Annotated in this window: 14 protein-coding genes and 1 riboswitch; of the genes, 9 read left to right on the forward strand and 5 right to left on the reverse strand. The window is 67.1% G+C overall.

The window, feature by feature from the left end; genetic code table 11:
• The first annotated feature begins 57 nt into the window (after window positions 1-57).
• The gene (locus tag AC13F7_RS14385; protein WP_483001622.1) at window positions 58-324 is read left to right on the forward strand and encodes a DUF2798 domain-containing protein; all 267 of its coding nucleotides are present in this window, start codon (window positions 58-60) and stop codon (window positions 322-324) included.
• A gap of 77 nt (window positions 325-401) precedes the next feature.
• Window positions 402-1253 (forward strand): formyltetrahydrofolate deformylase, encoded by an 852-nt coding sequence (gene purU / locus AC13F7_RS14390; protein ID WP_481469264.1) that lies wholly within the window; start codon window positions 402-404, stop codon window positions 1251-1253.
• Between the two features lie 58 nt (window positions 1254-1311).
• Here the strand turns inward: purU and AC13F7_RS14395 are convergent, their stop codons facing one another.
• The 5 genes from AC13F7_RS14395 to AC13F7_RS14415 all read right to left on the reverse strand — a co-directional run bounded on the left by AC13F7_RS14395 (window position 1312) and on the right by AC13F7_RS14415 (window position 6163).
• Window positions 1312-1938, reverse strand: coding sequence for a nicotinamidase (locus AC13F7_RS14395; RefSeq protein WP_483001625.1), 627 nt, complete (start codon window positions 1936-1938; stop codon window positions 1312-1314).
• A gap of 52 nt (window positions 1939-1990) precedes the next feature.
• Complete coding sequence (locus AC13F7_RS14400) at window positions 1991-2680, reverse strand: epoxyqueuosine reductase QueH (protein WP_483001627.1); 690 nt, start codon at window positions 2678-2680, stop codon at window positions 1991-1993.
• Window positions 2681-2750: 70 nt separating this feature from the next.
• Window positions 2751-5048 carry a 5-methyltetrahydropteroyltriglutamate--homocysteine S-methyltransferase gene (metE, locus tag AC13F7_RS14405; RefSeq protein ID WP_483001629.1) on the reverse strand — a complete coding sequence of 766 codons (2298 nt, stop codon included), beginning with the start codon at window positions 5046-5048 and terminating at the stop codon, window positions 2751-2753.
• 214 nt (window positions 5049-5262) lie between these two features.
• Window positions 5263-5495, reverse strand: a riboswitch (cobalamin riboswitch).
• Between the two features lie 78 nt (window positions 5496-5573).
• Entirely contained in the window at window positions 5574-5870 is a 297-nt protein-coding gene (locus tag AC13F7_RS14410) for a HigA family addiction module antitoxin (RefSeq protein WP_259260529.1), read from the reverse strand.
• Between the two features lie 11 nt (window positions 5871-5881).
• Window positions 5882-6163, reverse strand: coding sequence for a type II toxin-antitoxin system RelE/ParE family toxin (locus AC13F7_RS14415; protein ID WP_483001634.1), 282 nt, complete (start codon window positions 6161-6163; stop codon window positions 5882-5884).
• 232 nt (window positions 6164-6395) lie between these two features.
• Between AC13F7_RS14415 and AC13F7_RS14420 the strand changes: the two genes are divergently transcribed.
• From AC13F7_RS14420 to AC13F7_RS14450, 7 genes are all read left to right on the forward strand, one after another.
• On the forward strand, window positions 6396-7178 hold the full coding sequence (locus AC13F7_RS14420; protein ID WP_483001636.1) for a hypothetical protein: 783 nt from the start codon (window positions 6396-6398) through the stop codon (window positions 7176-7178).
• A gap of 70 nt (window positions 7179-7248) precedes the next feature.
• Entirely contained in the window at window positions 7249-7815 is a 567-nt protein-coding gene (locus AC13F7_RS14425) for a sigma-70 family RNA polymerase sigma factor (protein WP_483001638.1), read from the forward strand.
• Window positions 7812-8597, forward strand: coding sequence for an anti-sigma factor (locus tag AC13F7_RS14430; protein ID WP_483001640.1), 786 nt, complete (start codon window positions 7812-7814; stop codon window positions 8595-8597). Before AC13F7_RS14425 ends, AC13F7_RS14430 begins: the two co-directional genes overlap by 4 nt.
• A gap of 90 nt (window positions 8598-8687) precedes the next feature.
• Window positions 8688-9647 (forward strand): acyl-CoA desaturase, encoded by a 960-nt coding sequence (locus tag AC13F7_RS14435; RefSeq protein WP_481469277.1) that lies wholly within the window; start codon window positions 8688-8690, stop codon window positions 9645-9647.
• A gap of 1 nt (window position 9648) precedes the next feature.
• Complete coding sequence (locus AC13F7_RS14440; RefSeq protein WP_483001643.1) at window positions 9649-10929, forward strand: NAD(P)/FAD-dependent oxidoreductase; 1281 nt, start codon at window positions 9649-9651, stop codon at window positions 10927-10929.
• Window positions 10926-11693: a DUF1365 domain-containing protein gene (locus AC13F7_RS14445; protein WP_483001645.1), complete on the forward strand. Its 768-nt coding sequence runs from the start codon at window positions 10926-10928 to the stop codon at window positions 11691-11693. Before AC13F7_RS14440 ends, AC13F7_RS14445 begins: the two co-directional genes overlap by 4 nt.
• Window positions 11690-12946: a class I SAM-dependent methyltransferase gene (locus AC13F7_RS14450; RefSeq protein WP_483001647.1), complete on the forward strand. Its 1257-nt coding sequence runs from the start codon at window positions 11690-11692 to the stop codon at window positions 12944-12946. Before AC13F7_RS14445 ends, AC13F7_RS14450 begins: the two co-directional genes overlap by 4 nt.
• Window position 12947: the final 1 nt, after the last annotated feature.

Genomic DNA, 12947 nt, shown 5'->3' on the forward strand with positions numbered 1-12947 from the left:
GCTGGCTATCGTGCCGGTCCCGCAACCGCCGGTTGCCCGATCAAAGGAACCCTACGCATGACCGCTCCTCAGGCTGTGGCGATGCGCCGCTGGAAGCTCGGCGCCCGCGCTACCCCATTCGTGTTCGCTTTCTTCATGGCCTCGATCATGGCCATGCTGATGTGCCTGGTGATCACGGCCGCCAATGCCGGCGTGGGCGCGGACTACCCCGCGCGCGTGCTTGGCGCCTACCAGTTGGCGATGCCGACGGCGTTCTGTTGCGTGCTCCTGGTGCGCCCGGTGGTGATGCGGCTGGTGGCATGGACGGTGCATCCGCCGCGGTAACCCGGATGGCCTTGCCGAATGGTTGCAGGTGAGAGCAACCGTGCCGCGGATCCGGGCGCTCCTTTACACTTGAAAGGATGCGCCCTGATTCCATCCTCACCCTCTCATGCCCGGACCGTACCGGGATCGTCTACCGTGTGTCCGGCCTGCTGTTCGAGCTGGGCTGCAACATCCTCGATGCCCAGCAGTTCGGCGACGACGAGAGCGGCCGGTTCTTCCTGCGCGTGCATTTTGACCGTGCCGCCGAGCAGTCGCTGGGCGACGTGGAAGCGCGCATGGCCACGCTGGCCACCGAGTTCGGCATGGACTGGCAGCTGCATGACGCCCGCCGCCGCGCGCGCCTGCTGGTGCTGGTGAGCAAGCAGGGGCATTGCCTCAACGACCTGCTGTTCCGCGCGCACAGTCGGCAGCTGCAGGTGGACATCGCGGCGGTGGCCTCCAATCACGAGGACTTCGCCGCCCTGGCTGGGTCCTACGGCGTGCCGTTCCATCACCTGCCGGTCAACGCGGACAACCGTGCCGTGCAGGAGCAGCAGATCATCGACCTGGTCGAACGCGAGCAGATCGATCTGGTGGTGCTGGCGCGCTACATGCAGATTCTGTCGCCGCGCCTGTGCGAGGCGCTGGCCGGGCGCGCGATCAACATCCACCACAGCTTCCTGCCCAGCTTCAAGGGCGCGCAGCCGTACCACCAGGCGCACGCACGCGGGGTCAAGATCATCGGCGCCACCGCACATTACGTGACCCCGGATCTGGACGAGGGCCCGATCATCGAGCAGGACGTGGCGCGCGTGGATCACGCGATGACGCCGCGCGATCTGGTGCGGTTGGGCAGCGATACCGAATCCCAGGTCCTGGCGCGCGCGGTACGCCGGCATGTCGAGCATCGGATCCTGCGCAACGGGCATCGCACCGTTGTCTTCCGCTGACAGGTAGGTACCGACCGTTGGTGGGTACGTCGTTCCGGCCGGCACCCGGCCCCGCCCGTCAGATCAGCGCGATCTTCGCCTTGGCCAGCGCCTCGCGCACCATCCCATCATTGGCCTCGGTCACCGGCCGGGTCAGCGCCCAATGGAACTTGACCCGGAACCCGGATTTCACCGCGTCCTGCGCGCTCCACAACACGCAGTAGTCGCGGGCCAGGCCGCACACGTGCACCTCGCGGATCCCGCGTTCGTGCAGCCAGCCGGCCAGGCCGGTCGCAGGGCGGGTGCCGTCAGGGCCATGGTTCTCACGGAAGGCACTGTACGAATCCACCGCGCGGCGGGTGCCCTTGCGCAGGATCAGGTCGGCCACGGTCCAGTCCACGCCCGGATGCAGCACGGCGCCCTCGCTGCCTTGTACGCAATGGTCCGGCCACAGGGTCTGCGGCTGGGCGTGGAGCAGGATCGCTTCGAACGGGAGATGCCCCGGGTGCTGGCTGGCAAAGGAGGCGTGGTCGGCCGGGTGCCAGTCCTGGGTCGCCACCACGGTGGCATACCGGCGCTCGGCCAGCAGCGCCGCAATGTCCGGCACGATCGCATCGCCGTCCACGCAGGCCAGTGCGCCACCGGGCATGAAGTCCGGCTGCAGGTCGATCACGACCAACGCGACATCGGCGGGGTAACGGCTCATGGCGGCTTCACGGCTGTGGGGGCGCCCAGTCTAGCCGACGCCCCCGCAACGGTCAGTCGGCGTCGCCCTGCTTCGAGGTGCCATCGCCGTAGTACAGCACGCCCAGCTTGATCCGCTCGCGGCCGGTCTCGCGGCGGTGGCGGTTGGCGTCGCGCAGCGAGTAGACGCAGCCGCAGTATTCCTGCTGGTAGAACTGCTCGCGCTTGCTGATCTCCACCATCCGTGCGGCGCCGCCGCCCTTGCGCCAGTTGTAATCCCAATACTGGATGCCCGGGTAGTGTGCGGCGGCGCGGTGGCCACAATCGTTGATCTGGTTCATGTCCTTCCAGCGCGAAATGCCCAGCGAGCTGCTGATCACCGCAAAGCCGTTCTCGTGCGCGTACAGCGCAGTGCGAACGAAGCGCATGTCGAAGCACATCGTGCAGCGGATGCCGCGCTCGGGTTCGTTCTCCATGCCACGCGCACGCGCGAACCAGTTGTCGGTGTCGTAGTCGGCGTCGACGAACGGCACGCCATGTTTCTCGGCGAAGCGGATGTTCTCCTGCTTGCGCAGTTCGTACTCCTTCACCGGGTGGATGTTGGGGTTGTAGAAGAAGATCGTGTAGTCGATGCCGGAGGCGGTGATCGCCTCCATCACCTCGCCCGAACACGGTGCGCAGCACGAATGCAGCAGCAGCTTGGTGTGGCCGTCGGGAAGCGACAGGGTGGGGCGGTCGATGGGGGGCAGCTGGGTCGGGGTCATGCGTCTCTCGTCGACCCCACCGCCGGCAACGGCGGCGATGGGGTCCTTGGGGCGGTTTACAAACGGAGCATCAGGCGGCGTTGGCGTCCGCGGTTTCCTCGCGCAGTTCGCGCGCGGCGGCCACCAGCGCTTCCAGCGCGGCACGGGTTTCCGGCCAGCCACGGGTCTTCAGGCCGCAATCCGGGTTGACCCAGATCTGCTCCGGGCGCAGCACTTCGGCGGCTTTGCGCAGCAGCGCCAGCATCTCGGCCTTGTCCGGCACGCGCGGGGAGTGGATGTCGTACACACCCGGGCCGATCTCGTTGGGATACTGGAAGCGCACGAAGGCATCCAGCAGCTCCATGCGCGAGCGCGAGGTCTCGATCGAGATCACGTCCGCGTCCATCGCAGCCACCGAGTGGATGATGTCGTTGAACTCGGAATAGCACATGTGCGTGTGGATCTGGGTCGCATCGCGCACGCCGCTGGCGCTGATCCGGAACGCTTCCACCGCCCAGTCCAGGTACTCGCGCCATTGGGCACGGCGGAGCGGTAGGCCTTCACGGATTGCCGGCTCGTCGATCTGGATCACGCCGATCCCGGCCGCTTCCAGATCGGTCACTTCATCGCGCAGCGCCAGCGCGATCTGGCGGCAGGTGTCCGCCCGGGACTGGTCATCGCGCACGAACGACCACTGCAGCACCGTCACCGGGCCGGTCAGCATGCCCTTCATCGGCCGCTGGGTGAGCGACTGCGCGTACTGCGACCAGCGCACCGTCATCGGCTGCGGACGGGTCACATCGCCGAAGATCACCGGCGGCTTCACGCAGCGCGAACCGTAGCTCTGCACCCAGCCATTCTTGGTGAAGGCAAAGCCATCGAGCTGCTCGCCGAAGTACTCGACCATGTCGTTGCGCTCGAACTCGCCATGCACCAGCACATCCAGCCCGATCTGTTCCTGCACGCGCACGCAGTGCTCGGTCTGGGTGGCCAGGAACGCATCGTAGTCCGCATCGGAGAGCTTGCCGGACTTGTTGCGGGCACGCGCCTCACGCACCTCCAGCGTCTGCGGGAACGAACCGATCGTGGTGGTCGGGAAGCGCGGCAGCTTCAGCGCGGCGGCCTGGGCCAGGTGGCGCTGCGGGTAGCGGCTGTGGCGCTGTGCATCGGCTGGGGTCAGCGAGGAAAGACGCGCGGCGACGGCCGGGTTGTGCACGCGTGGCGAACGACGGCGCGATTCGATGCACGCACGCGAATGGGCGAGCGGTGCTTCGGCACGCGCCGGCGCATCGATCGCATCAGCCAGCACGCGCAGCTCGCCGAGCTTCTGCCTGGAGAAGGCCAGCCAGCTGCGAAGTTCGTCATCGAGCTTCTTTTCGTGGTCCAGATCGACCGGGCTATGCAGCAGCGAACACGACGGCGCCAGCCACAGCGCATCGCTGCCGACATGACCGTGCGCGTAGCGCGCCAGCACCAGGGCGTTGTCCAGATGGGTGCGCCAGATGTTGCGGCCGTTGACCAGACCGGCCGACAGCACGCGACCGGCGGGCAGTGCCTTGATCACCGCATCGAGCTGTTCCGGCGCACGGACCAGATCCACGTGCAAACCATCGACCGGCAGCGAGGCGGCCAGGGTGAGGTTGTCCTCCAGCGCGCCAAAGTACGTCGCCACCAGCACCTTGGGGCGCGCGGCCTGGGCCAGCACCGCATACGCATGCTCGAAGGCAGCACGTGTGGCCTCGTCCAGGTCCTGCACCAGCAGCGGCTCATCCAGCTGCACCCACGCCGCGCCGGCCGCCTTGAGTTCGCCCAGCAGCTGCACGTACACCGGCAGCAGCGCATCGAGCAGGTCCAGCGCGTTGCTGCCGTCGGTGGTCTTGGACAGCCGCAGGAAGGTCACCGGGCCGATCAGCACCGGACGGGTCTCGATCCCTAGCGCCTTGGCCTGGCGGTACTCGGCCAGCGGCTTGTCGCCGCGTACCGCGAAGGTCTGACCGGCGTGCAGTTCGGGCACCAGGTAGTGGTAGTTGGTGTCGAACCACTTGGTCATCTCCAGCGCGTGCAGGTCGATGCCATCGCGCTGCAGGCCACGCGCCATCGCGAAGTAGCCGCTCAGCGGCTCGGCATCGGCGAGCGCGCGGTAACGGGCCGGGATCGCATCGAACAGAAAGGCCGCATCCAGCACCTGGTCGTACAGGCTGAAATCATTGCTCGGCGGCACATCCACGCCGGCCTCGCGCTGCAGCTGCCAGTGGCGTTCACGCAGCTTGGCCGCCGTGTCCTGCAGCGAGGCGGCGGTGCTTTCGCCGGACCAGAAGGCTTCGAGCGCGCGCTTGAGTTCGCGCTTGGCGCCGATGCGTGGAAAACCCAGGTTGGTAACAGTGGTCATTGGAACGTGTCCTCATTGCGTAGGGGCATTGAGGAACGAAGGAACCGCGCGCCGTCCGGGGCCTCGCAGCCCGTTCCGCCCCGCCAGCGACCTTCGCCCCCGCGGGCGAACCGGATGCCGTGAAGCGGACGCACGGGGGCAGCGCCAGGCAGGCGGCATGGCGGCAGGCCCCGGCAACCTCCCCGCGGACGTTCCAGGTCGAATCGGAGGACGGTCATGTCCTCCGGCCGGGGCCGGTATTCGGGCTGATGGACACGGGCGCACGCGCCCACCTAGTACCTGCCGCTTCCCAGGCGCGAAGGCCCAGTGCTGTTGGCAGGAGTCGTTTCCATTCACCGCTGCGGGGCAGCTCCGGAATGGGCGCGGATGCGCCTTCACCGGATTCCCGTTTAAATCCATCCCTTCATCTGCATGAAGCGATGGATACCTTCGGCGAGCACAAGGTAGGCCGAAGGCGGGCGATGGTCAAGTGGCGAGGATCAGCTCCACGCCCATACTGTGAATGGCTGTGTCTGTTACGTGCCGTCAGGCCGCGCGGTGATGCGGCTCGATGGCGGCAAGTACGTCCGTCAACGCGTCTTTCGCAGCGGCCACATCGTGGGCGACTTGGAGATTCAGCCAGAACACGTCGGTCGTGCCGAAGAAGCGGGACAGGCGAAGTGCGGTGTCAGCACTGATGCTGCGACGGCCGGCCACGATCTCACCAATGCGGGTCTGCGCCACACCGATTCCCTTCGCGAGCTTGTACTGGCTCAAGCCGAAAGGCACGAGGAATTCCTCCTGGAGGATTTCACCCGGATGAGGGTAGGGGATGGCGCGCATAGCGGGACCTCTCAATGGTAGTCGCAGATTTCAACATTGCAGGCGCCAGCATCCGTCCAAGTGAAGCAGACACGGAACTGATCGTTGATGCGGATGCTCCACTGACCTGCGCGATCTCCACGCAGTGCCTCAAGCCGATTTGCGGGTGGAATGCGCAGGTCAGCCAGAGAAGCCGCAGCATCCAACATCGCCAGCTTCCGCATGGCGACAGTGCCGATGTGTTCCAGCCGTTTGACCTTCGCACCCGAGAAAAAGCGTCGCGTCGCCATGCATCGGAAAGACAGAATCGGCACAAGGCTTCCTGCAGTGAGGATAGTAACGTGCGACGATACTATCGTCAAACGTTATCCTCGAAATGATTGGGTCCCCCTACTGTTCCTTTACCGGAACAGGAGTGCCAATACGTTCGTTCGATGCGAGTCCAACCTCCAGTCGTCATTGCCGATGGCGCCCGATCTCCTCCGCGCTGCATCCAAACCACTGCCAACTGCGTATCTCCCTGCAAGCCCGCCCGTTTGGACCCCCATGCGCCAGCCCCTGCCCTGCCTGCTCCTGCTGCTGTCGGTGATCGCCGCCCCCGTAAGTGCCGCCGATCAGACCGTGCAGCGCCAGGAAGGCCGCGCGTACGCCACCGCCGATGGGCGCCTGCTCTACCGCGAGACCCATTGGCTGCAGGGGCCGGCAAGCGCACAGTCGCGGTTGGTGCTGTACCGCTGCGGCGATGGGCGCCCCTTCGCACGCAAGTGGATGACCCCGCAGGGCAGCCCGCAGACGCCGGATTTCACCCTGGACGATGGCCGCGATGGGTATCAGGAAGGCGTGCGCGGCGGTGCTGCCACCCGCCAGGTATCGGTCCGCGCCAGCGCGCAGGCACCGACGTTCAGCCGCGCGATCGCGGTTCCGCCGGGCGCGGTGGTGGATGCCGGTTTCGACGCGGCGGTGCGCAGCCATTGGGCGGCGTTGCAGGCCGGGCAGAGCGTGGCGTTCCAGTTCCTGCTGCCCAGCCGTCAGCGCCTGGTGCCGCTGAAACTGCAACGCACCGGCGCGGTGACGTGGCAGGGTCAACCGGCCGAGCAGCTGCAGATGAAGCTCGATGCGTGGTTCGGTTTCGCGGTGCCCCCGGTCACCCTGGTCTACGCCACCGCGGACCAGCGGCTGCTGCAGTTCACCGGCACCGGCAACGTGCGCGATGAGAAGGGCAAGTACCCGCAGGTGCGGGTCGAGTTTCCGGCGGCTCCCGTTGCCACGCCTGCGGCCGAGTTGTCCGCCGCGCGCACGCAGCCGCTGGTGAAGACATGCGGTGCCTGAGCGCCCCCTTGCAGACAGCGGCGGGAGCAGGGAGGATGCCGATACGCCCGTTATCGACATTGAGCCTGCAATGCCCGAGCTGGACGCCGCCGCTGCCGCATCACACCGTCTGGACGAGCTGCTCGTCCGCGTCGCCGGCGGTGATCGCCAGGCGTTCGAATCGGTCTACCAATTGTCATCGGGGCGCTTGTTCGCCATCTGCCTGCATGTGCTGCGCGACCGCGGCGATGCCGAAGAGGTGCTGCAGGACGTCTTCACCACGGTCTGGAACAAGGCGGCACAATTCGACCGCGCCAAGGCGGCGGCCATGACCTGGCTGTCGATGATGGCCCGCAACCGCTCGATCGACCGCCTGCGGGCCGCGCCGCCGCGCGCGCTGGATGATCTCTCCGTGGCGGAGGAGATTCCTGATTTCGCCCCGCAGCCTGCGCACGCCGCCGAGCAGGCCTCCGAGCACGCGCGCCTGCAGGACTGTCTGGAGAGGCTGGAACCGCGTCGTCGATCCTTGATCCGGCTGGCCTTCCTGGATGGCGCCAGCTATGAAGAACTCTCGCGCCGCATCGGTTCGCCGCTGGGCTCGGTGAAGAGCTGGATCCGTCGTGGGCTGGGCCAACTGCGGGTGTGCCTGGAACGATGAACGTTCGCGACCTCCATGATCTGCACGACGACGGGGAGCCGCCGAGCGCCGACATCCTGGCCGGCGAGTACGTACTGGGCGTGCTCGATGCAGGCACGCGTGCCGAGGTTGAACGCCGCATCGCCGGCGATCCCGGTTTTGCGCGATTGGTGACGCAGTGGGAGAACCGCCTTGCGCCGCTGCTCGAATCGTTCGGTAGTGAAGCGGTGCCTGCGCATCTGTGGCCCCGCATCCGCACGTCACTGGGCTGGCCCGCAGCAATGACCGCCTCGCCCCGGGTCTGGCAGCGCACCGGTTTCTGGCAGGGCATGACGGCGCTGGCCGCCGCGCTGGCCCTGGTGGCGGTGTTCAGTCGCCGCGATCTGGAGCCCAACGCACCTGCGCCGACGCCGGTGGCGGTCACGCCGACCGCGCCGACGACGCCGGCCGAGCCGGAACAGGCGACCAAGCCGGTCACACCGCTGTTGCACGACGACGGCACGCCAGGGTGGCTGGCCTCCGTCGACAAGGCCCAGGGCAAGGTGCTGATGGTTCCGGTACCTGCCGCCGCCGATGCGGAAGGCCGTGCCCCCGAGCTGTGGTTGATTCCGGCCGGCGGCGCACCGCGTTCGCTGGGCCTGGTCTCCATCGACCGCGCGCATACCGTGGCCGTACCCGACACGCTGCGTGATGCGCTTGTGAACGGCTCGGTGCTGGCGATCACACTGGAACCGTCGAGCGGTGCGCCGCAAGGCATTCCGACCGGCCCGATCATCGCCAAGGGCGACATCGCGAACCTGTAATCGCACGCGTGCGCGGTTTTTTTCCGGATCCGTGCATCCAAACGTCACGCCCTGCCGTATCTCCTGTTAACGCCTCAGGAGAAGCGAGACATGTCGGACAGCCCCACCCCGGACGCAGGACGCACCGTACAGCCACGTCGCTGGGCGACGTTGCTGCGCTGGTTCGACACCAGCACGGATGCGGCGGCGCCGGCGGGTCAGCCGCAGCGCGTGGACTGGGTGCGGGCGATCCCGTTCGCCGCGATGCACCTGGCCTGCCTGGCGGTGATCTGGGTGGGCGTGTCCTGGGTTGCGGTAGGCGTGGCGGTCGCGCTGTACGCGGTGCGCATGTTCGCGATCACCGCCTTCTACCACCGCTACTTCTCCCACCGCACCTTCCAGACGTCGCGCGCCGTGCAGTTCATCTTCGCGTTGATCGGTGCCTCCAGTGTGCAGCGCGGCCCGTTGTGGTGGGCTGCGCATCATCGCAATCACCATCGTCATACCGATACCGCCGCCGATCCGCACTCGCCCTCGGTGCATGGTTTCTGGTGGAGCCACATGGGCTGGTTCCTCACGGTGGAAGGCTTCCGCACCGACTGGTCGCGCATTCCCGATCTGGCCAAGTACCCGGAACTGCGCTGGCTGGACCGCTTCGACACCTTGGTGCCGGTAGCGCTGGCCGCTGCATTGTTCGGGCTGGGTGCGCTGCTGGAGCGTATCGCACCGTCGTGGGGCACCACCGGTGGACAGATGCTGGTGTGGGGCTTCTTCATTTCTACTGTGGTGCTGTTCCACGCCACGGTGACGATCAATTCGCTGGCACATCGTTTCGGCCGCCAGCGTTTCAACACCGGTGACGACAGCCGCAACAACCTGTGGCTCGCCCTGCTGACCTTCGGCGAGGGCTGGCACAACAACCACCACTTCTTCCCGGGTACTGCCCGCCAGGGGTTCTACTGGTGGGAAGTGGATGTCACCTGGTATGGCCTGCGCGCGATGGCCGCGCTCGGCTTGGTGCGTGATCTCAAACCCGTGCCGGCCTGGGTGCTGGCCAAGGCGGAGCACTGACATGCGGATCGCCGTCATCGGATCGGGTATCGCCGGCCTCTCCAGTGCGTGGTGGCTGAGCCAGCAGCACGAAGTGACGCTGTTCGAGGCCAATGACTACCTCGGGGGTCACACCCATACGCATGAGGTGGAGGTCGATGGGCGCACGCAGGCGGTGGACACCGGCTTCATCGTGTTCAACCCCGCCCACTACCCATTGCTGACCGGTCTGTTCGACGAGCTGGGGGTGGCGTCGCAGCCGACCACGATGAGCTTTTCGGTGCACAGCGAGCGCAGCGGGCTGGAGTACAACGCGACCTCGCTGGACACCCTGTTCTGCCAGCGCCGCAATCTGGTCTCGCCACGCTTCTGGGGCATGCTGCGCGACCTGCGCCGGTTCTACCGCGAGGCACCGGCGCTGCTGGAAAGCGACGATGAAGGCCCGTCGCTGGGCGAGTTCCTGGCACGCGGCCGTTACGGCCGCACCTTCATCGACGAGCATCTGCTGCCGATGGCCTCGGCGCTGTGGTCGTCGCCGACGGCCAGTCTGGCCGCCTTCCCGGCGCGCTACCTCGTGCAGTTCATGGCCAACCACCAGATGCTGCAGATGACCGGGCGCGCGCCCTGGCGGGTGGTGCAAGGCGGGTCGGCGCGGTATGTCGAGGCGCTGCGCCGCCGCTGGCAGGTCCGCGAGCGGCTGGAATGCCCGGTGTTCGGCGTGGAGCGCCACGAGCATGGCGTGCGCGTACACAGCGCTGCCGGGCTGGAAGGCTTCGACCAGCTGGTGCTGGCCTGCCACAGCGACCAGGCGCTGGCCCTGCTGTCCGATGCCGATCTCACCGAGCGCGCGGTGCTGGGCGCGATCCGTTACCAGCCCAACGAGGTGGTGCTGCATACCGACGCCAGCCTGCTGCCGCGTGACCGCAAGGCCTGGGCCGCCTGGAACGCGCATGTGCCGCGCGATCCAATGGCGGCGTGCACGGTCAGCTACTGCATGAACCTGCTGCAGGGCATCGATACGCCCACGCCCTTGGTGGTCACGCTCAACCGCAGCGAGGCGATCGATCCGGCCACCGTGCTGCGTCGCCTGCAGTACGCCCACCCGGTGCACGATCACGCGATGGTGCGCGCCCAGCAGCGTTGGGCCGAAATCCAGGGTCATCGCCGCACCTGGTTCGCCGGCGCGTATTGGGGGTGGGGCTTCCACGAAGACGGCATCCGCAGTGCCCGCCGCGTGGTCGATGCGTTGCAGGCGCTGGATGCAGAGTCTTACTGGCCGCTGGCCGAGGCACTGCCGGCATGACCGCCAGTGCGATCTACCGTGGCTGGATGCGCCATCGGCGGCACGCGCCGCACGCGCATGCGTTTGGCTACCCGATCGCGCAGCTGCTGCTGGATCTGGACGAGCTGCCGCGCCTGTTCGAGCGGCGCTGGCTGTGGTCGGTGGGTCGCCGCAATGTGGTCGAGTTCCGCCGCAGCGACTATCTCGGCGCGCCCGATCAGCCGCTGGCCGATGCCGTGCGTGCACGCATCACCGATGCCTTGGGCCGCGCGCCTGCCGGTCCGATCCGCCTGCTCACGCACCCGCGCTACGCCGGGCATGTGTTCAATCCGGTGAGCTTCTACTACTGCTACGCCGCCGACGGCACTACGTTGGACAGTATCGTGGCGGAGATCACCAACACGCCCTGGAAGGAGCGCCACGCCTACGTACTGCCGGTGGCGCAGGCCGATGCCCAGGGCCGCGCGCTGTGCTGGTCCTTCGACAAGCAGTTCCACGTCTCTCCCTTCATGCAGATGGACTGCGAGTACCGCTGGCGCTTCACCGCGCCGGGCGATGACCTGCACGTGCACATGCAGGTGTGGCGCGAGGGCGTGTGCCAGTTCGATGCCGACCTGGTGATGCAGCGCCATCCGCTCACCGGTCGTGGCCTGGCCGGCGTGTTGCTGCGTTACCCGCTGATGACCCTCAAGGTGGTGGCCGCGATCCACTGGCAGGCGCTGCGCCTGTGGCTCAAGCGCAACCCCGTCCACGACCATCCTTCTCTTGCTGGAAAATCCCCATGAACGACATGACACGCGCGGTGGCCGTGCCGCAACCGTCCGCCCTTGAAGGGTTCCTGCGCGGGCGCCTGCTGGCGCAGCTGGCACCGCTGCGCGGTGGGCATCTGCGGCTGCGCGATGCCGTGGGCGATGTGGTGATCGGCGATCCGGACGCCACACCCCAGGTGACGGTCTGGGTGGACGACCCCGGTTTCTACCGCGCGGTGGCCGCACAGGGCAGCGTGGGTGCAGGCGAGGCCTACATCCGCGGTGACTGGCGCTGCGATGACCTGGTCGCGCTGGTGCAGTTGCTGGTGCGCAACCGGGATCTGCTTGATGGCATGGAGGGCGGCCCGGCGCGCATCGGCGGCTGGCTGCTGAAAGGCTGGAACCGGCTGCGTCGCAACACCCGCGAAGGCAGCCGCCGCAACATCGCCGCGCACTATGACCTCGGCAATCCGTTCTTCTCGCTGTTCCTGTCGCCAGACCTGATGTACTCCTCGGCGCTGTATGCCAGCCCGGACGACACGCTGGAAGCGGCGTCCGAGCGCAAGCTGGCCCGCATCTGCGAGCAGCTGCAGCTCACCGCGTCTGATCGCGTGGTCGAGATCGGTACCGGCTGGGGTGGCTTCGCGCTGTACGCGGCCCGCCATATCGGCTGCCACGTCACCACCACCACCATCTCGGTGGAGCAGTTCACGCTGGCCAGGCAGCGGGTCGAGGCGGCCGGGCTGCAGGACAAGGTGACCCTGCTGCTCAAGGATTACCGCGATCTGGAGGGCCAGTTCGACAAGCTGGTCTCCATCGAGATGATCGAGGCGATCGGCGCGCAGTACCTGGACACCTACTTCGCCACGCTGACCCGCCTGCTCAAGGACGATGGCCTGGCGCTGCTGCAGGCCATCACCATCGAAGACCAGCGTTACGAGCAGGCGCGGCGCAGCGTCGACTACATCAAACGCTTCGTGTTCCCCGGCAGCTTCATTCCCTCGATCAATGCGATCGTCGCCGCCAAGACCCGTAGCAGCGATCTGCAGCTGATCGGCCAGCATGATTTCGGCCCATCCTATGCACTGACGCTGCGTGCGTGGCGCCAGCGCTTCCTGGCCCAGCTGCCGGCGGTGCGTGCACAGGGCTTCGATGCGGGCTTCATCCGCATGTGGGAGTTCTATCTGGCGTACTGCGAGGGTGGCTTCCTGGAGCGCTCCATCGGCGTTTCGCACCTGTTGATGGCGCGCCCGGGGTTCCGGCCCGCGCTGATTGCCGGGGAGGGCTGAA

The organism is Stenotrophomonas sp. K-6 (assembly GCF_056861555.1).

Excerpts from the sequence above, each read along its gene's own strand:
- AC13F7_RS14385 (WP_483001622.1), top strand. The coding sequence starts at position 58 with ATGACCGCTCCTCAGGCTGTGGCGATGCGCCGCTGGAAGCTCGGCGCC.
- purU (WP_481469264.1), top strand. The coding sequence starts at position 402 with ATGCGCCCTGATTCCATCCTCACCCTCTCATGCCCGGACCGTACCGGG.
- AC13F7_RS14395 (WP_483001625.1), bottom strand. The coding sequence starts at position 1,938 with ATGAGCCGTTACCCCGCCGATGTCGCGTTGGTCGTGATCGACCTGCAG.
- AC13F7_RS14400 (WP_483001627.1), bottom strand. The coding sequence starts at position 2,680 with ATGACCCCGACCCAGCTGCCCCCCATCGACCGCCCCACCCTGTCGCTT.
- metE (WP_483001629.1), bottom strand. The coding sequence starts at position 5,048 with ATGACCACTGTTACCAACCTGGGTTTTCCACGCATCGGCGCCAAGCGC.
- AC13F7_RS14410 (WP_259260529.1), bottom strand. The coding sequence starts at position 5,870 with ATGCGCGCCATCCCCTACCCTCATCCGGGTGAAATCCTCCAGGAGGAA.
- AC13F7_RS14420 (WP_483001636.1), top strand. The coding sequence starts at position 6,396 with ATGCGCCAGCCCCTGCCCTGCCTGCTCCTGCTGCTGTCGGTGATCGCC.
- AC13F7_RS14425 (WP_483001638.1), top strand. The coding sequence starts at position 7,249 with ATGCCCGAGCTGGACGCCGCCGCTGCCGCATCACACCGTCTGGACGAG.
- AC13F7_RS14430 (WP_483001640.1), top strand. The coding sequence starts at position 7,812 with ATGAACGTTCGCGACCTCCATGATCTGCACGACGACGGGGAGCCGCCG.
- AC13F7_RS14435 (WP_481469277.1), top strand. The coding sequence starts at position 8,688 with ATGTCGGACAGCCCCACCCCGGACGCAGGACGCACCGTACAGCCACGT.
- AC13F7_RS14440 (WP_483001643.1), top strand. The coding sequence starts at position 9,649 with ATGCGGATCGCCGTCATCGGATCGGGTATCGCCGGCCTCTCCAGTGCG.
- AC13F7_RS14445 (WP_483001645.1), top strand. The coding sequence starts at position 10,926 with ATGACCGCCAGTGCGATCTACCGTGGCTGGATGCGCCATCGGCGGCAC.
- AC13F7_RS14450 (WP_483001647.1), top strand. The coding sequence starts at position 11,690 with ATGAACGACATGACACGCGCGGTGGCCGTGCCGCAACCGTCCGCCCTT.